The sequence below is a fragment of the Streptococcus sanguinis genome (assembly GCF_001078705.1).
Classification (GTDB): Bacteria; Bacillota; Bacilli; order Lactobacillales; family Streptococcaceae; genus Streptococcus; species Streptococcus sanguinis_D.
In genome coordinates, this window is the sequence record NZ_CDMW01000001.1 from 1,786,537 (window position 1) to 1,805,772 (window position 19,236).

Sequence of the window (19,236 nt, forward strand, 5' to 3'; positions counted from 1 at the left end):
CTCTGATGAAGCTCTTATTCTAGGATAAGTCCTCGAGCGATTAGTATTGGTCCGCTCCATTGCTCACACAACTTCCACTCCCAACCTATCAACCTGATCTTCTCTCAGGGCTCTTACTAACTTGCGTTATGGGAAATCTCATCTTGAGGTGGGTTTCACACTTAGATGCTTTCAGCGTTTATCCCTTCCCTACATAGCTACCCAGCGATGCTCTTGGCAGAACAACTGGTACACCAGCGGTAAGTCCACTCTGGTCCTCTCGTACTAGGAGCAGATCCTCTCAAATTTCCTACGCCCGCGACGGATAGGGACCGAACTGTCTCACGACGTTCTGAACCCAGCTCGCGTGCCGCTTTAATGGGCGAACAGCCCAACCCTTGGGACCGACTACAGCCCCAGGATGCGACGAGCCGACATCGAGGTGCCAAACCTCCCCGTCGATGTGAACTCTTGGGGGAGATAAGCCTGTTATCCCCAGGGTAGCTTTTATCCGTTGAGCGATGGCCCTTCCATACGGAACCACCGGATCACTAAGCCCGACTTTCGTCCCTGCTCGAGTTGTAGCTCTCGCAGTCAAGCTCCCTTATACCTTTACACTCTGCGACTGATTTCCAACCAGTCTGAGGGAACCTTTGGGCGCCTCCGTTACCTTTTAGGAGGCGACCGCCCCAGTCAAACTGCCCGTCAGACACTGTCTCCGTAGATGATAAACCTACCGGGTTAGAGTGGCCATAACACAAGGGTAGTATCCCAACAACGCCTCCATCGAAACTGGCGTCCCGATCTCGTAGGCTCCTACCTATCCTGTACATGTGGCACAGACACTCAATATCAAACTGCAGTAAAGCTCCATGGGGTCTTTCCGTCCTGTCGCGGGTAACCTGCATCTTCACAGGTACTAAAATTTCACCGAGTCTCTCGTTGAGACAGTGCCCAAATCATTACGCCTTTCGTGCGGGTCGGAACTTACCCGACAAGGAATTTCGCTACCTTAGGACCGTTATAGTTACGGCCGCCGTTTACTGGGGCTTCAATTCATACCTTCGCGTTTCCGCTAAGCACTCCTCTTAACCTTCCAGCACCGGGCAGGCGTCACCCCCTATACATCATCTTACGATTTAGCAGAGAGCTGTGTTTTTGATAAACAGTTGCTTGGGCCTATTCACTGCGGCTGACTTAAGTCAGCACCCCTTCTCCCGAAGTTACGGGGTCATTTTGCCGAGTTCCTTAACGAGAGTTCTCTCGCTCACCTGAGGCTACTCGCCTCGACTACCTGTGTCGGTTTGCGGTACGGGTAGAGTATGATACAACGCTAGAAGCTTTTCTTGGCAGTGTGACATCACTCACTCGCTACTAAACTTCGCTCCCCATCACAGCTCAACGTTACAGGTATAAGCATTTGACTCATACCACGCCTCACTGCTTAGACGTACATCCAATCGTACGCACGAGTTAGCCTACTGCGTCCCTCCATCACTTCATACTCTAGTACAGGAATCTCAACCTGTTGGCCATCGGATACACCTTTCGGTCTCTCCTTAGGTCCCGACTAACCCAGGGCGGACGAGCCTTCCCCTGGAAACCTTAGTCTTACGGTGGACAGGATTCTCACCTGTCTTGCGCTACTCATACCGGCATTCTCACTTCTATGCGTTCCAGCGCTCCTCACGGTACACCTTCGCCACACATAGAACGCTCTCCTACCATACCTATAAAAGGTATCCACAGCTTCGGTAAATTGTTTTAGCCCCGGTACATTTTCGGCGCAGGGTCACTCGACTAGTGAGCTATTACGCACTCTTTGAATGAATAGCTGCTTCTAAGCTAACATCCTAGTTGTCTGTGCAACCCCACATCCTTTTCCACTTAACAATTATTTTGGGACCTTAGCTGGTGGTCTGGGCTGTTTCCCTTTCGACTACGGATCTTAGCACTCGCAGTCTGACTGCCGACCATAATTCATTGGCATTCGGAGTTTATCTGAGATTGGTAATCCGGGATGGACCCCTCACCCAAACAGTGCTCTACCTCCAAGAATCTTTATGTCGACGCTAGCCCTAAAGCTATTTCGGAGAGAACCAGCTATCTCCAAGTTCGTTTGGAATTTCTCCGCTACCCACAAGTCATCCAAGCACTTTTCAACGTGCCCTGGTTCGGTCCTCCAGTGCGTTTTACCGCACCTTCAACCTGCTCATGGGTAGGTCACATGGTTTCGGGTCTACATCATGATACTAAAGCGCCCTATTCAGACTCGGTTTCCCTACGGCTCCGTCTCTTCAACTTAACCTCGCATCATAACGTAACTCGCCGGTTCATTCTACAAAAGGCACGCTCTCACCCATCAACGGGCTCGAACTTGTTGTAGGCACACGGTTTCAGGTTCTATTTCACTCCCCTCCCGGGGTGCTTTTCACCTTTCCCTCACGGTACTGGTTCACTATCGGTCACTAGGGAGTATTTAGGGTTGGGAGATGGTCCTCCCAGATTCCGACGGGATTTCACGTGTCCCGCCGTACTCAGGATACTGCTAGGTACAGAATCTATTTAAAATACGAGGCTCTTACTCTCTTTGGCTGACTTTCCCAAGTCATTCTTCTATAAATTCTGAGTCCACAGCGCAGTCCTACAACCCCGAAGAGTAAACTCTTCGGTTTGCCCTCCTGCCTCTTCGCTCGCCGCTACTAAGGCAATCGCTTTTGCTTTCTCTTCCTGCAGCTACTTAGATGTTTCAGTTCACTGCGTCTTCCTCCTCATTCCCTTAACAGAAATGGGTAACAGGCATCAACCTGTTGGGTTCCCCCATTCGGACATCCCCGGATCCAAGCTTACTTACAGCTCCCCGAGGCATTTCGTCGTTTGTCACGTCCTTCTTCGGCTCCTAGTGCCAAGGCATCCACCGTGCGCCCTTACTAACTTAACCTTATTTTTGACCTTTCAGTCTTAAACTCATTAATATTCACAGCGTTTTCGGTTTATTTTCTTGTTACTATTTGATATTAGTATTCAATTTTCAATGGACAAGTAGGATAGCTATCAACCAAAGTTGAATCCCAGACTAACTTCTTAGGAAAAAAGACTAACTTCCTTGTGTTCATCGAACACAATGTCAGTTCTCTATTTTTCTACAGAAGTTCCCGCAAGCGGAACGTCTTCCATATCCTAATGGAGCCTAGCGGGATCGAACCGCTGACCTCCTGCGTGCAAAGCAGGCGCTCTCCCAGCTGAGCTAAGGCCCCACATAGCCCTCTCAAAACTAAACAAGACTCAAGTGCATTCCGTGTGTCCTTACGGACTCCTTAGAAAGGAGGTGATCCAGCCGCACCTTCCGATACGGCTACCTTGTTACGACTTCACCCCAATCATCTATCCCACCTTAGGCGGCTGGCTCCTTACGGTTACCTCACCGACTTCGGGTGTTACAAACTCTCGTGGTGTGACGGGCGGTGTGTACAAGGCCCGGGAACGTATTCACCGCGGCGTGCTGATCCGCGATTACTAGCGATTCCGACTTCATGTAGGCGAGTTGCAGCCTACAATCCGAACTGAGACTGGCTTTCAGAGATTAGCTTGCCGTCACCGGCTTGCGACTCGTTGTACCAGCCATTGTAGCACGTGTGTAGCCCAGGTCATAAGGGGCATGATGATTTGACGTCATCCCCACCTTCCTCCGGTTTATTACCGGCAGTCTCGCTAGAGTGCCCAACTGAATGATGGCAACTAACAATAGGGGTTGCGCTCGTTGCGGGACTTAACCCAACATCTCACGACACGAGCTGACGACAACCATGCACCACCTGTCACCTCTGTCCCGAAGGAAAACTCTATCTCTAGAGCGGTCAGAGGGATGTCAAGACCTGGTAAGGTTCTTCGCGTTGCTTCGAATTAAACCACATGCTCCACCGCTTGTGCGGGCCCCCGTCAATTCCTTTGAGTTTCAACCTTGCGGTCGTACTCCCCAGGCGGAGTGCTTAAATGCGTTAGCTGCGGCACTAAGCCCCGGAAAGGGCCTAACACCTAGCACTCATCGTTTACGGCGTGGACTACCAGGGTATCTAATCCTGTTTGCTCCCCACGCTTTCGAGCCTCAGCGTCAGTTACAGACCAGAGAGCCGCTTTCGCCACCGGTGTTCCTCCATATATCTACGCATTTCACCGCTACACATGGAATTCCACTCTCCCCTTCTGCACTCAAGTTAAACAGTTTCCAAAGCATACTATGGTTAAGCCACAGCCTTTAACTTCAGACTTATCTAACCGCCTGCGCTCGCTTTACGCCCAATAAATCCGGACAACGCTCGGGACCTACGTATTACCGCGGCTGCTGGCACGTAGTTAGCCGTCCCTTTCTGGTAAGATACCGTCACAGTGTGAACTTTCCACTCTCACACCCGTTCTTCTCTTACAACAGAGCTTTACGATCCGAAAACCTTCTTCACTCACGCGGCGTTGCTCGGTCAGGGTTCCCCCCATTGCCGAAGATTCCCTACTGCTGCCTCCCGTAGGAGTCTGGGCCGTGTCTCAGTCCCAGTGTGGCCGATCACCCTCTCAGGTCGGCTATGTATCGTCGCCTTGGTGAGCCGTTACCTCACCAACTAGCTAATACAACGCAGGTCCATCTGGTAGTGATGCAGTTGCATCTTTCAATTAATTATCATGCAATAATTAATTTTATGCGGTATTAGCTATCGTTTCCAATAGTTATCCCCCGCTACCAGGCAGGTTACCTACGCGTTACTCACCCGTTCGCAACTCATCCAAGAAGAGCAAGCTCCTCTCTTCAGCGTTCTACTTGCATGTATTAGGCACGCCGCCAGCGTTCGTCCTGAGCCAGGATCAAACTCTCATTAAAAGTTTGAGTTCGCACTCATTACTGTCCACTGACAGATTTATTTTCTCGTTTTTTGACAGGTTACATATCTCTATGTCACCCTGCACTTGGTTCGTCTTGTTCAGTTTTCAAAGGGCTTTGTCTTTCGCGACAACTATATTAGTATATCACCTATACCCACCAACTGTCAATACCTTTTTTTTTTTTGACAGGTTACATATCTCTATGTCACCCTGCACTTGGTTCGTCTTGTTCAGTTTTCAAAGGGCTTTGTCTTTCGCGACAACTATATTAGTATATCACCCAACCACACCTCCTGTCAATACCTTTTTTGAAAAATTTTAAAAAATTTTTATTTTTAAATTGGTTGATTATTTTACATTCCTTTGTGGCTAGTCAATTGACGTACATTCTATATCTTTTTAAATGCGCAAAAAAATGCCCTTTCGGACATTTTTTCTATTCTTGTTCTTGTTTATACTTTTCGAGTTCAGCTTTATTAGCCCAGACATAATGTCCTGGACGAATCTCTGCCATTTCTGGTTTATCAACAGAATAATCGTGCTGTTCAGGATCATAGACCTTCAACACTTTCTTGCGTTCTAAGATTGGGTCTGGGATTGGAACAGCCGAGAGCAGGGATTGTGTGTAGGGATGGACCGGATGGTTGAACAACTCCTCTGTCTCAGCCACTTCTACAATGACTCCTTTGTAAATTACGGCGATACGATCAGAAATAAAACGAACTACCGAAAGGTCATGGGCAATAAAGAGATATGTCAAGCCCAGCTCTTTTTGGAATTTTTTCAAAAGATTCAGAACCTGAGCCCGGACAGATACATCCAAGGCTGAGATAGGCTCATCAGCAATTACGAAATCTGGTTTCATGACCAAAGCGCGAGCAATCCCAATCCGCTGACGCTGTCCACCAGAGAATTCATGAGGATAGCGAGTTAAATGCTCAGCCAACAAGCCGACTTCATTGATGATATCTTTGACTTTTCTTTGACGATCTTCTTCGCTATCAAATAAGTGATAATTGTAGAGACCCTCAGATATGATGTAGTCAACCGTTGCACGTTCATTCAGGCTAGCTGCTGGGTCTTGGAAAATCATCTGAATCTTACGAATCAAATCCGCTTCTTCTGCTTTAGACTTTTTCCCATTAATCTTTTTGCCTTCGTAGAAGATATCACCGGCACTTGTATCATTAAGTCCGATAATAGCTCGACCAATAGTAGTCTTACCAGAACCTGATTCTCCTACAAGAGAGAAAGTTTCCCCCTTATTGATGAAGAAATTTGCATTTTTTACTGCTACAAATTTCTTACTTCCTTCGCCGAAGGAAATTTCTAAATCTTTAATTTCAACTAATTTTTCAGTCATTTCCTTCCTCCTAAGCTTCTAATTGATTGAAGCCCATTTTTGAACGAATTTTTTCATGTAGGTTTTCGATAATCTCTGGCTTATGAACCTTAGGTGCGTCTTCGTGGAGCAACCAAGTCTTAGCCCAGTGAGTCTCAGATACATTGAAAGCCGGCGCTGCTTCTTCAAAGTCAATTGACATAGCATAGTCAGATCGCAAAGCAAAGGCATCCCCTTTGATTGGCGAATAAAGAGACGGTGGAGTACCAGGAATCGAGTAAAGTGCACCGTTTGCATCTGCCAACTGTGGTAAGCTTGACAGTAGACTCCATGTATAAGGATGTTTTGGCTCATAGAAGATTTCTTCAACTGTACCGTATTCGATAATCTCACCAGCATACATAACCGCAACCTTATCTGCAATACTAGCTACAACTCCAAGGTCGTGCGTAATAAAGATGGTTGTGAAATGATATTCTTGCTGCAAGGATTTGAGCAAGTCAATGATCTGCGCTTGAATGGTTACATCGAGGGCCGTTGTCGGCTCATCACAGATAAGAATATCAGGACGGCAAGCCAAGGCAATAGCGATAACAATCCGCTGACGCATACCACCTGAGTATTGGAAAGGATATTCCTCAAAACGCTTTTCCGCATCAGGAATCCCGACCTTACTCATGTAGTCAATAGCCATTTTTTTAGCTTCTTTGGCTGATTTTCCTTGGTGCTTGATAATGACTTCTGTAATTTGGCTTCCAATAGTATTAATCGGATCCAAGCTCGTCATAGGATCTTGGAAGATAGTCGCAATTTTTGCACCGCGAATTGGTTCCCAATCCTTGTTTGTGCGAAGAGTCGTCAAATCTTTGCCTCGGTAATCAATGGTTCCTTGAGCTACACGGCCGTTTTCTTCTAACATACCAGTAAAAGTCTTGGTTAAGACAGACTTACCTGAACCAGACTCACCAACAATAGCCAGGACTTCGCCTTCAATCAAGTCCAATGAGACACCTCGAATGGCGGTTAAGACACGATCGCGAACATCGAATTCCACGACAATATCGCGAGCAGTCAATATTACATTTTCATTCTTTGTCATATTTACTCCTATCTATGTGTACGTGGATCGCTGGCGTCAGCTAAGTTTTGCCCAACTACGAAGAAAGTGAGGGATACCAAAATCAAGGTTGTGAGCGGAATCCAAAAGAGGTAGGCATTGGTCGTCACGTTTTGAGAATAATCTGAAATCAAGCGTCCCAAACTTGGCACTGTTACAGGAAGACCTAATCCAAAGAAGGATAGAAAGGCTTCGTAAGAGATAAAGCTTGGCAGCATCTGTGAAGTGGTGGTCACGATAACAGATACCAACTGTGGCATAATGTTCTTCGTTACAATCTTGAGAGTAGGTGTACCAAGGGTACGAGAGGCAAGGTTGTACTCCAAATCCCGATAGCGCATAATCTGCACACGGATAGTGTAAGCAATACCAACCCAACCAGTAATCGTCATGGCAAAAATCAGATTCCAGAAACCAGCACCGATAGAGTAAGTCAAGACGATGACAATCAAAAGGGCTGGGATATTTGAAATGATATTGTAGACTTCCATCATGACACGGTCAACTGTTTTGGAAATTCCCCAGATACCGCCGATGATAACTCCGATAGCCAGATTAATAACTGTCGCAATAATCGAAATAAGAATAGAGTTACGAGCACCAAACCAAACACCATCAAAGAGAGACTTACCATTACTATCCGTTCCAAACCAGTACTGACCACTCGGCTTGATGTAACGCATGCTAAAGTCGTTTACCTTACTCACGTCATTAAAGTCGAAGTCTGAAAACATAGGATAAATGAAGCTCATGAGAATAATGGCAATCAGAATTCCCAGCATAGTAATGGTTGATTTCTTTTTAAGGAATTGGCGCATGACTGATTTCCAGTAAGAGTAGGCTGGAGCATCAATCGTTTCAGAGGCAAAATCGTCACGTTTGACAAATTGGAATTTGCTTTTATCAATTGTAGCCATTATTTACCTCCTTTTGATGTTAACTTGATACGTGGGTCCAGTACAGTCATCAGAATGTCACCCAGCAAGAGGGCAAAGATAGACAGACATGTGAAGATGAATACAAGACCAACAACCATAGAGTTATTAGATGCCTTAACGGAATCAATCAACATCTTACCCATACCAGGGAAAGCAAAGACTGTTTCTGTCAAGGTTGCACCAGCAATAACTCCGACGATTGAAGCTGGAATACTAGATACCAGTGGCACCATAGCGTTTTTAAAGATGTGCTTGTTAGAAATTTCTTTTTCTGAGAGACCCTTAGCACGCGCAAAGCGGACAAAATCCTGAGACTGAAGGTCAATCATATACCGGCGAATCCAAACAGCTGTCCAAGGAGCACTCAAAAGCCCTAGAATAACAGCTGGCAGGACATAAGAACGCCAATCTCCCGCCCCCAAGATTGGGAAGGAATCTGGAAGACCAACGGCAGACCCTGCCAAACGGACAATGTAGACCAAGGCGATGGTTGGCAGTGACATCATGAAGGTCAAACCTGCTGTGGAAATGCTATCAAACCATGTATTCTTAAGTCGAGCCATGTAGGAACCGAGCGGAATAGCAATCAGATAAGACAGAGCCACACCAATCAAACCAATAATGGCTGAGCTGGTAATCATGGATGGATTTTGATAGTTGCTTTGAGTCGCTGTATAGGCATCTCCCTTACCAAACTTAGCAATGTCCTGTGAATCGGCTTTGCTTGGCGTCTTGTAAGTACGAGAATAAATATTAACAGACGATGTCTTTTTACCTGTTGGGAATTGAACTTCAGAAGACTTAGTTTGCCCTTGTCCCTGTGTAATAACCTGCAGAACAGGGATATTAGCATAGGTTGGATAAGAATTACCTAAATTAAAGGTAATAAAGTTCTGGTGGACAAATGGGAACTGACCATTAAAGTACAGCAGATACTTATGCTTGGTACCAGAACCCACAAGAGACCAGCCAACAGAAGGATCATTTTCAAACCGGATATAACGCTCTAGGTTTGGATTTTCCTCATCTTGAATAACATTTGGATGATCAATTTGAATCAAATTAGCATAGAACTCAAAGACACGCTCATAAACCGGCACTTCACGTACAGCATAGAATTCTCCGCTCAGTGGGAATTCTTGCAATTTCCAGCCGTTGCCAAGTTTATCAATATATTTCTGATAAATCTCTTTGTTTGCTTCTGTAGCTTCTGTTGTAACAGAGGAATCTTCCTTGCTGGCCTTCTCCTGCAGTTCCTTAGTATCATAATAGTCAATGTAACCCATCCGCTCAAAGATGGTGTTTTCATAGTTAGCTTTTTTATCTTTATTGGTCGCTATTTTATTATAGTTAGGATCCTGCTTGAAAATCAACCTTCTTGGCACCATAGTATAGATAATGGCATAAGTCAGAGTCGTCACCAAGAAAATCGACACAATTGAGCGTAAGATACGCATAAAAATATATTTTTTCATTTATCGTTTCCTTTAAATTCCAAAAGAACTTTCTCCTCTATTAGAGAAAGTTCTCTTAGCAAGCTTATTTCACGTGGTCTGCTAATTCTTCTTGAGCTTTTTTATTAGATTCCACACGTTCTTTATTCCATTTTTCCTGAGCGCTATTATAATCTTTTGTCGTTACAGTCTCATCTTGCAATTTCATGTACTTATAACTTGCTGCTTCACGCGCCTTAGCACCAGACCAAGCAAATGGAGTTGAGAATGGCACCACCTTAGTCAAGGTTGGACGGCCTGTTCTAGAAGTTACCGGAATCAACAAAGCACTATCAGTTAGCCAAGCCTGAGCAGCCGCGTATTTTTCGTAGCGCTTGTTGAGATCCATCTTTTCTGCTCCAGCTTCTTCAACTAGTTTGGTATATTCATCCAAACCAACTTGTTTTGCTGCAGCATTATCGGTGCCGTCAAATCCTAAGAAGGTCTTTGTATTCTCACCACCAGGTTTGATAACATCCAGATAGGTAGATGGGTCTTGATAGTCAGGAGACCAGCCGACATTGTCTGAAATATCCCAGTCCTCTTCAGCAGCAGAAGGAGCAAACAAGGTAATGTTGGTCACTTCATCTTTAGACAATTGGTGAACATCAATCACAACATTATCTGTTCCCAAAGTCTTTTCAATAGATTGCTTGAGGGATTGAACGCGCTGTACTTTAGAAGTAGCTGTTTGATCAACCGGAATGTCCAGATGGATTGGGAATTCTACGCCATCGGCTTTCAAAGCTTCTTTTGCTTTTTCAAATTCAGCCTTGGCTTTGTTCTCGTTATAGAATCCATCTTGGCCATCTGAGAAGTCCACATCTTTCCATTCGTCGCCATAGGTTACGACTTTTTCCTTAACTAAGTCACCGAAGGACTTATCACCAGCTTGCACAAATGTAGGTGGAATGTAAAGGTTACGAAGAAGTTTGTCTGCTCCGTCCTTACCATTAATCTGAGATGCATAAGACTCACGATTGAAGGCAAAGGTCAAAGCCTGACGGAAGTCCTTGTTAAGCAAGGCTTTCTTAGTTGAAGTCTTTTGAGTTTCTGACGTCTTAGCAGTATGGTTGTATGACTGACGATCAATGTTTGTACCTACTAAGAAAGTTGAGGCATCTTGAGGTGTATAGACGATATTATCTTTAAAGTCTTTTTCAACCTTTTCATAAGTCGCACTAGTTGGGAAGAGTCTAGCTGTTGTCAGAGCACCCTGACTGAACTGCTCAGCTGGCTTCCCTTGGTCTTGCCCGTCATAGAAAGAGAGTTTCACTGCATCTACATGAACATTTTCTTTGTCCCAATAATTAGGATTCTTCTCAAATTGGATTTCCGATTTTGAAGTCAATGATTTGAGCAAGAAAGGTCCGTTATAAAGCAAGCTTGTTGGATCAGTTGCTTGAGCGAACTTATCACCTTGGTTTTTCAAAAAGTCTTTGTTTACTGGGTATAGAATTCCCATTGTCGTCTTAGAATTCCAGAAGCTTTCTGGCTCATTAAGAGTATATTCAACGGTATGATCATCAACTGCTTTAATCCCTACTTCTGAGAAATCAATCTTCCCAGAAGTATAGTCCTTAAGCCCTTTGACAGAATCCTGAACCAAGTAGATTGTTTCAGATTTATTGTCTGCTGCATACTTGAGACCTGTAACAAAGTCTTCTGCTGTCACATCTGCGTACTCTTCACCTTCGGAAGTATACCACTTAGCATCTTTGCGAAGCTTGTAAGTATAAGTTTTTCCATCTGGTGATACAGTCCATTCCTCTGCCATTGATGGAACTAAGTTCCCATATTGGTCGTTTTCTAAAAGACCATCAATGACATTGGCTGTCAAGTCTGTAGTAGCTGCCTTACTTGAAGTTAGATAGTTCAAGTTTTCAGGGTCTGTTTCGTAGATATAATTAAAGGTCGTAGAGCTGCCTGAGTTTGTGTTTGACTTGGAGCCTGAGCAAGCTGCAAGAATTCCAGCCGCAAGAAGAGTCACTCCTGCTAACGCAAGGACTTTGCTTTGTTTCATATGGGTTTCTCCATCTTTTAGATTTTTAGATTTAATTAAGATTATAGCATAGATAGTGCTAAAAGTAAAATAAATTTTCAGAATATTAAGTTAGCTCACTAACACCCTAAGATGTTTATGCAATTGGTTTTCTAGGATGTTTATTATCTAGGACTAGACAACCTTCAAGCTGACCCATTTCGTCTTCAAAAATCATCAAAAATCCCACTGTTACTACAATGGGATTTTCTTGCTTTATTTGATATGTTCTGCGAGTTCTTCTTGAGCTTTTTTGTTGGATTCTTCCTTTTCTTTTGCCCATTTTTCACGCGCTTTTTCATATTCTTTAGTCGTTATTGGTTTATCTTGGATTTCAACATATTTAAAGCTATATTCACCCTTGTTTCCAGTCCAAGCAAATGGTCCTGAGAACGGAACAACCTTACGGACACTTGGTGTTGCACCACTTGACCATGCTGGAATCAGCAAAGCACTATCTGTCAACCAAGCCTGTGCTGCTGCATACTTCTCATAACGTTTATTTACATCTTCGTTTTCTGAAGCTGCATCTTCCAAGAGCTTGTCATACTCTTCAAAGCCGGCCTCTTTAGCTGCTGCATTATCTGTGCCAGGGTCAAAACCAAAGTAACTGTCAACATTCTCACCAGTCTTAGAGCCAGTGATTTCCAGATAAGAAGATGGATCATTATAATCTGGGCTCCAGCCGAGATTATTATTCAAGTCCCAGTCTTCTTGAGATGCAGAGTTCGCAAAGTAGGTGATGTTATTCAACTCATCATCTGTCATCTGCTGAATGTCAATCACCACATTATCAGAGCCAAGATTGGATTCAATAGACTGCTTCAGTGACTGAACACTCTTAACGCCATTGGTATCTGCTGAGCTGACCGGAATATCCAGATGAATAGGGAATTCTACTCCTTCTGCTTGCAGCACTTCCTTAGCTTTGGCAAATTCTGCCTTGGCTTTTTCTGGATTATAAAGACCATCCTGAGCGTCGTCTAATTTGACTCCCTTCCACTCGTCTCCGTAGCTAGCTAGATTTTCTTCTACAATACTGCCGAACTCTTTACCATTAGCTTGAACAAAGGTTGGCGGAACAAAGGTATTACGAAGCTGCTTGTCTGCTGCTTCTTCGCCATTGGTTTGTGCAGAATAGGCAGTACGGTCAAAGGCAAAAAGCAGAGCCTGACGGAAATCTTTATTGAGCAGTGCTTTCTTAGTGGAAGATTTCTGTGCATCCGTTGTCTTAGAAGTATGCTCGTAAGACTGACGGTCGATATTAGTTGTGACAACGAAGGTTCCTGAACCTTGAGGAGTGTAGACGATATTATCGCCATACTGTTTCTTCACACTGGCAAAGTTGGAGCTATTTGGGAAAAGACGAGCAATGGTGTAATTGCCGTCAGAGAAGCCACGCACCAGAGATTCTGTATCTTGACCATCGTAGTAAGAGAATTTGACAGTGTCAATTTTTACCTTTTCCTTATCCCAATAGTTTGGATTCTTCTCTAAGCTAATTTGAGATTTGGAAGTAATAGATTTCAAGATAAATGGACCGTTATAGAGGACACTGGTCGGATCCGTTCCCTGAGCAAACTTGTCACCTTTTGATTTCAGAAATTCTTCATTGATTGGGAAAAGAATCCCCATGGTTGTCTTAGAATTCCAGAAACTTTCTGGCTGATTCAAAGTGTATTGAACAGTAGAATCATCCACCGCCTTGACACCGACTTGGGAGAAGTCAGTTATTTTACCATTGACATAGTCGTCCAAGCCTTTAATGGATTTTTGAACGATATAGAGACCATCAGACTTGCTGTCAGCAGCATGCTTCAGACTGGTCACAAAGTCCTTAGCAGTCACATCTGCATACTCTTCACCATCAGAAGTATACCATTTCACTCCCTCACGAAGCTTATAAGTATAGGTCAGACCATCTTTTGAAACGGTCCAATCTTCCGCTAGAGAAGGCACTAAGTTACCATACTTATCGCTTTCTAGCAAACCATCCACTACATTAGCCATAATCTCATTGGTTGCCCGCTTATTGGACACAGTGTAATCCAACGTATCTGGATCTGCGGTATAAACATAGCTATAGTTTTTCCCAGATGAATTGGAGCCTCCAAACGAACAGGCAGCCAAAATTCCAGCTGAGAGAATGACAAGCCCAGTAGCTGCAGCTAACTTAGATGTTTTCATAAACTTCCTCCAGTTTTCATTAAGATTACTTTCATTATAGCACTTCTGCGACAAGATGTAAACGCTTCAATTCAATAGAAGGCGATATAAAAAAGAGACTGGGACAAAATGTCTCAGCCTCGCTTTATCGTATTTACAAACTTTTGATTCCAAACTGTTTGCAAAGAGTCAAAAGTTCGCGGTTCAGAATCTTATTTAATATGTTTTTCTAGCTCTTCTTGGGCTTTTTTGTTGGATGCTTCCTTTTCTTTTTCCCATTTCTTAAGAGCTGCTTCATAGTCTTTGGCTGTCACAATATCATTTTGGAGCTCCATGTTCTTAAAGACATAGACATCTCCTTTGATTCCGACATAAGAGTAAGACTTGGTAAATGGCACGACCTTCTGAACAACTGGTGAACCTCCCGCAGAAACACTAGGAATAACAATGGAGCTATCTGTCAACCAAGCCTGAGCTGCTGCGTATTTGGTATAACGAGCGTCGGTATCTTGTTTTTCCTTATCTGCCTCATCCAATAACTCTTTGTATTCGTTCAAGCCAACTTTATTAACGATATCTTGATTTTTCCCTTTTTCTAAGCCTATATTATCCAAAATATCACCAGTTTCTGGGTTGAAAATATTTAGATAAGTAGATGGATCTTGATAATCTGCTGACCAGCCAGACATGTTGAGGTCGTAGTCTTTCTGAGCTGCTGTTTCTGCAAAGTAAGCTGAATTATCGTAGTCATCTGTGGACATTTGCTGAACATCAATGACGACATTTTCTTGACCAAGCGCTGCTTCAACAGACTGTTTGAAAGAGTTGGTCCGCTGTACCAAGACTTTGTCAGTCTGATCCACAGGAACATCGATATGGATAGGGAATTCAACGCCTTCTGCTTGCAAAGCTTCCTTAGCGTTAGCAAACTCTGCCTTGGCCTTGTCAGCATTGTAGATGGTATCTTGGGCATCTGTCAACTTGACACCGCTCCACTCATCGCCGTATGTAGGAAGTTTGCTCTCTACTTCATCTGAAAAGTCTTTGCCATCAACCTGCACGAAGCTAGGAGGAACAAGCAAGCTACGGATAAGTTTAGTCGCTCCATCTTTACCATTCATCTGAGCTCCAAAAGATGTCCGGTCAAAGGCAAAGTTAATCGCCTGACGGAAGTCTTTATTTTGAATAGCCGCTGTAGTCGCTGTCTTCTGAGCATCTGTGGTCTTAGACGAATGATTATAAGCCTTACGATTCAGATTAAAGCTAAAGAAATAGCTGGTTGAGTTCTGTGGTGTGTAGATAATATTATCTTTGTACTGCTTTTCAACAGAAGCGTAGTTAGAACTTGTCGGATAAAGCCGAGCTTGAGAATAGGCACCGTCTGAGAAGTTGCGGATCAGTGATTCTTGGTCTGAACCATCATAGTAAGTCAGTTTTATATTTTCAACCTTGACATTGTCCTTATCCCAGTAGTTCTGGTTTTTAGCGTATTCAATGACAGACTTAGAAGTAAAAGCCTTCAGAATATAAGGACCATTATAAAGAATGGAAGAAGGTTTTACAGTACCAAAATCTTTTCCTTTTGATTCCAAAAATTCTTTGTTAATCGGAAAGAGAATCCCCATTGTCGTCTTGGAATTCCAATAACTTTCTGGCTGGTTAAGAGTGTACTCGACCGTATAGTCATCGACAGCTTTGACGCCAACCGTTGAAAAGTCATTTGACTCACCCTTGACATAGGCATCCAAGCCTTTGATAGAGCTTTGGACAATTGGAAGGGCTTCTGATTTTTCATCTGCTGCGTGCTTCAAACCAGTGACAAAGTCCTGGGCTTTGACACTTTCATATTCCTCTCCATCTGAAGTGTACCATTTAGCATCTTTACGAAGCTTATAGGTATAAGTCAGACCATCCTTTGAAACAGTCCAGTCTTCCGCAATAGATGGAACCAGATTACCATACTTGTCATTTTCCAAAAGACCATCGACCAGATTTGAAGCCACATCAGAAGTCGTTGCCCGATTGGAGTTTACATAGTCTAGGGTATCAGGATCAGCAATATAAACATAAGAGTAAGTATTGCTGGCACTAGAGCTTCCACAAGCGGCTAAAATCATTGCTGACACGACTGTCAGTCCAGTAATGGCCAACCATTTAGATTTTTTCATGAGCATTCTCCTTCTCAATTCAGTATATTGTATTATTATACAACATTTTTTTGAAAAAGCAAACGCTTTATGTAAAAAAGTAATAATTTTCTATTTTTCAGCCCTATAAACTGTGTTTTTTCAAATATTTTTTAATTATTGTCATATTTTCCTATGCTAAACTTTATAAAAATGCGCTCAAAGTCAATATCGGCGCCTTTTTACATCTATTCTGTAATATTTTTATTATCCTTCATTTGTAAAAGAAAAGAGAATTTTATGATACAATGGTTATATCTTGTTTTAGGGGAAAGAAATGAAACGATTATTCCTATGTTTACTAGTTTTGGTCGGAATGACCGCCAGCAAGGTTGCAGCAGATGATTACAACATTGCCGCTAAAAGTGCAATGGCTGTGGACGCTACTTCTGGAAAGATTCTCTACGAAAAAGATGCTAATACTCCAATTGAAGTCGGATCCATCACCAATCTTTTGACCGTCTATCTGGTCTATGAAGCCATTGACAGAGGAGACCTGACTGCCGATACTTATGTTGATATTTCAGACTACGCCTACAATCTGACAGCTAATCCAAATATCAGCAATGTCCCTTTGGAAGCCAGACGTTACAAAGTCAAGGACTTGATTGCCGCGTCCTTGATGTCCAGCGCCAACAGTGCCACGATTGCTTTGGCTGAGAAGGTTGGGGGCAGCGAAGAAAATTTCGTCCAAATGATGAAGGCCAAGCTCAAAGAATGGGGAATCAAAGATGCTACTATTGTGAACTCCACAGGGCTAAATACTCTTCTTCTGGAATACGCAACTGAAGAAACGGACTATACTGCCTCAGCTAGCACAGCTAAAAAAAGCAAGGACACTGAAAACAAATTCAGTGCCTACGACTTGGCTGTTATCAGCCGGCATCTGATTATGGACTTCCCTCAAGTGACAGACATCACTTCCAAGTCCACAGCCAAAATTGCAGGGACGAGTCTGGAAAATTATAACTTCATGTTGGAAAACCAGTCCAATTTCCGCTCAGGTGTAGACGGACTCAAAGCCGGCAGTTCGGATAAGGGAGTCTCTTCCTTTGTTGCGACGACTACTGAAAATGGTATCCGCATGATTACTGTTGTGCTGGACGTTGAGCAAACTGACGGCGACCCCTACGCACGCTTTGTAGCCACAGCGTCTTTGATGAACTATGTTTCGCAAAACTTCACCCAGACGACCATTGTGGCTGAGGGGGAGGCCTACAATAAAAGCCATTCAACAGTTATTGACGGCAAGCAAAAGACCGTTCCAGCCGTCGCCAGCAAGGATTTCACCATCATTGAGCGCATCGCCAATCAGGCTGAACACAAGGTGGAATTTTCCACCAAGGAACAAGGCTTCCAAGCTCCTCTGAAAAAAAATACTGAGCTTGGCACCCTGACCTATACCGACCCTGAACCGATTGGCCAAGGCTATCTGGAAAACAAAGCACCTTCTGTCACAATGGTGGCAGGCCAAGAGGTGGAAAAAAGTATTTTCTTCAAGGTCTGGTGGAATGACTTCGTCCGCTATGTCAACGAGAAACTATAAAGAACAACCGCGAATCATTTGATCCGCGGTTGTTTTGTCTGTTTTGTAAATGTTGGACTAGAACTAGCAAACTTCTTTGAATATTAACTCGCAATGCGTGGCTTCAAGCAGTGATTTAAAGTTTCGCTTAGACCAATCCTTATCCAACTGATCCTTCCATTTCATAGCTGATAAGACGGTTAAGCTCAACAGCATATTCCATAGGCAGTTCTTTGGTGAATGGCTCGACAAAGCCCATGACAATCATTTCAGTTGCTTCGGATTCAGACAAGCCACGGCTCATGAGATAGTAGAGTTGCTCTTCTGAAATCTTAGAAACCTTGGCCTCGTGCTCCAGAGCTACCTGAGAGTTATGGATTTCATTAAAGGGAATGGTATCTGACGCCGAAATATCATCCATGATAATCGTATCACACTCAATATGGCTGACGGATTTCTGTGAATTCTTTCCAAAGGTCACTTGCCCGCGGTAGTCCACTTTACCTCCGCCCTTAGCAATAGACTTAGACACGATAGATGAGCTGGTATGCGGAGCATTGTGAATCATCTTAGCCCCTGTATCTTGGTGCTGATTGGTATTGGCAAAGGCAATAGACAACATGGTTCCACGTGCTCCAGGTCCATCCAGATAGACAGACGGATATTTCATAGTCGTTTTCGCACCAAGGTTCCCGTCAATCCACTCAACTGTCGCATCTTTCATGGCCCGCGCCCGCTTGGTCACGAGGTTGTAGACATTATCGGACCAGTTTTGAATAGTGGTGTAGCGCATATAGGCACCATCAAGGGCAAAAATTTCGACAATTGCCGCATGCAAGCTATTGCTGGAGTATGTCGGAGCAGTACATCCTTCTACATAATGGACGCTAGCGCCCTCATCAACGATAATCAAAGTCCGCTCAAACTGACCAGAATTCTCATTGTTAATCCGGAAATAAGTCTGCAAGGGGACATCTACCTTGACACCTTTTGGCACATAGATGAAGGTCCCACCAGACCAGACCGCGGAGTTGAGAGCTGCTAGCTTGTTATCTGTTGGAGGAACCAGCTTAGCAAAATACTGCTTGAAGAGCTCTGGATATTCCTTAAGAGCTGAGTCGGTATCCGTAAAGACAATTCCTAGCTTTTGGAACTCTTCCTTCATATTGTGGTAGACCACTTCGGACTCATACTGAGCAGCCGCACCAGCCAAGTAAGCTCGCTCTGCTTCTGGAATCCCAATCCGCTCAAAGGTTTCCTTGATCTTCTCAGGCACTTCATCCCAGCTTCTAGCTGGCTTATCTGAGGCCTTTTGGTAATAAATCAAGTCATCAAAATTAATTTCTGACAAATCCGGCCCCCAAGTCTGCATAGGCATCTTCTTGAAAGCCTCGTAGGATTTGAGGCGGAAATCCAGCATCCATTCTGGTTCATCCTTGGCTGCAGAAAGCTCACGAATGACCGCTTCATTCAGCCCTTTCCCTGTCGAGAGAACAGGCTCAACATCGTCATGGAAACCAAATTTGTACTCACCGAGATCAATCGGTTTTGGTTCTACTCTTTCTTCTGACATAATT

General features: G+C 43.9%; 9 protein-coding genes, 1 tRNA gene and 2 rRNA genes. 1 reads left to right on the plus strand and 11 read right to left on the minus strand.

What is annotated here, in order from left to right; genetic code table 11:
- Positions 1 to 20: 20 nt before the first annotated feature.
- From SSV_RS09050 to SSV_RS09095, 10 genes are all read right to left on the minus strand, one after another.
- Positions 21 to 2,920: ribosomal RNA gene (locus SSV_RS09050) — 23S ribosomal RNA — on the minus strand.
- Between the two features lie 243 nt (positions 2,921 to 3,163).
- Positions 3,164 to 3,236 (minus strand) — tRNA-Ala (locus tag SSV_RS09055).
- A gap of 64 nt (positions 3,237 to 3,300) precedes the next feature.
- Positions 3,301 to 4,849, minus strand: a 16S ribosomal RNA gene (locus SSV_RS09060).
- The 16S and 23S rRNA genes sit together here with 1 tRNA gene alongside, the layout of an rRNA operon.
- Before the next feature lie 438 nt (positions 4,850 to 5,287).
- The gene (locus SSV_RS09065; RefSeq protein ID WP_072074533.1) at positions 5,288 to 6,214 is read right to left on the minus strand and encodes an ATP-binding cassette domain-containing protein; all 927 of its coding nucleotides are present in this window, start codon (positions 6,212 to 6,214) and stop codon (positions 5,288 to 5,290) included.
- Between the two features lie 10 nt (positions 6,215 to 6,224).
- Entirely contained in the window at positions 6,225 to 7,292 is a 1,068-nt protein-coding gene (locus SSV_RS09070; RefSeq protein ID WP_072074534.1) for an ABC transporter ATP-binding protein, read from the minus strand.
- An 8-nt stretch (positions 7,293 to 7,300) separates the two neighbouring features.
- Entirely contained in the window at positions 7,301 to 8,227 is a 927-nt protein-coding gene (gene oppC / locus SSV_RS09075; protein ID WP_072074535.1) for an oligopeptide ABC transporter permease OppC, read from the minus strand.
- Positions 8,227 to 9,723 (minus strand): ABC transporter permease, encoded by a 1,497-nt coding sequence (locus tag SSV_RS09080; protein WP_072074536.1) that lies wholly within the window; start codon positions 9,721 to 9,723, stop codon positions 8,227 to 8,229. The genes oppC and SSV_RS09080 overlap by 1 nt, the downstream gene beginning before the upstream one ends.
- Positions 9,724 to 9,787: 64 nt before the next feature.
- Positions 9,788 to 11,764 (minus strand): peptide ABC transporter substrate-binding protein, encoded by a 1,977-nt coding sequence (locus tag SSV_RS09085; RefSeq protein WP_072074537.1) that lies wholly within the window; start codon positions 11,762 to 11,764, stop codon positions 9,788 to 9,790.
- A 234-nt stretch (positions 11,765 to 11,998) separates the two neighbouring features.
- Positions 11,999 to 13,969, minus strand: a complete 1,971-nt coding sequence (locus tag SSV_RS09090) for a peptide ABC transporter substrate-binding protein (protein WP_072074538.1) — start codon at positions 13,967 to 13,969, stop codon at positions 11,999 to 12,001.
- Between the two features lie 191 nt (positions 13,970 to 14,160).
- Positions 14,161 to 16,116 (minus strand): peptide ABC transporter substrate-binding protein, encoded by a 1,956-nt coding sequence (locus tag SSV_RS09095; protein ID WP_072074539.1) that lies wholly within the window; start codon positions 16,114 to 16,116, stop codon positions 14,161 to 14,163.
- A 295-nt stretch (positions 16,117 to 16,411) separates the two neighbouring features.
- On the opposite strand from SSV_RS09095, the gene pbp3 reads away from it, so the two are divergent.
- Complete coding sequence (pbp3, locus tag SSV_RS09100; RefSeq protein ID WP_072074540.1) at positions 16,412 to 17,680, plus strand: D-alanyl-D-alanine carboxypeptidase PBP3; 1,269 nt, start codon at positions 16,412 to 16,414, stop codon at positions 17,678 to 17,680.
- 139 nt (positions 17,681 to 17,819) lie between these two features.
- On the opposite strand, the gene sufB is transcribed toward pbp3, so the two are convergent.
- Positions 17,820 to 19,232: a Fe-S cluster assembly protein SufB gene (gene sufB, locus SSV_RS09105; RefSeq protein ID WP_072074541.1), complete on the minus strand. Its 1,413-nt coding sequence runs from the start codon at positions 19,230 to 19,232 to the stop codon at positions 17,820 to 17,822.
- Positions 19,233 to 19,236 lie beyond the last annotated feature (4 nt).

What these genes read in the sequence shown, in the direction of transcription:
- SSV_RS09065 (WP_072074533.1), bottom strand. Translation starts at nt 6,214, where the DNA reads ATGACTGAAAAATTAGTTGAAATTAAAGATTTAGAAATTTCCTTCGGC.
- SSV_RS09070 (WP_072074534.1), bottom strand. Translation starts at nt 7,292, where the DNA reads ATGACAAAGAATGAAAATGTAATATTGACTGCTCGCGATATTGTCGTG.
- oppC (WP_072074535.1), bottom strand. Translation starts at nt 8,227, where the DNA reads ATGGCTACAATTGATAAAAGCAAATTCCAATTTGTCAAACGTGACGAT.
- SSV_RS09080 (WP_072074536.1), bottom strand. Translation starts at nt 9,723, where the DNA reads ATGAAAAAATATATTTTTATGCGTATCTTACGCTCAATTGTGTCGATT.
- SSV_RS09085 (WP_072074537.1), bottom strand. Translation starts at nt 11,764, where the DNA reads ATGAAACAAAGCAAAGTCCTTGCGTTAGCAGGAGTGACTCTTCTTGCG.
- SSV_RS09090 (WP_072074538.1), bottom strand. Translation starts at nt 13,969, where the DNA reads ATGAAAACATCTAAGTTAGCTGCAGCTACTGGGCTTGTCATTCTCTCA.
- SSV_RS09095 (WP_072074539.1), bottom strand. Translation starts at nt 16,116, where the DNA reads ATGAAAAAATCTAAATGGTTGGCCATTACTGGACTGACAGTCGTGTCA.
- pbp3 (WP_072074540.1), top strand. Translation starts at nt 16,412, where the DNA reads ATGAAACGATTATTCCTATGTTTACTAGTTTTGGTCGGAATGACCGCC.
- sufB (WP_072074541.1), bottom strand. Translation starts at nt 19,232, where the DNA reads ATGTCAGAAGAAAGAGTAGAACCAAAACCGATTGATCTCGGTGAGTAC.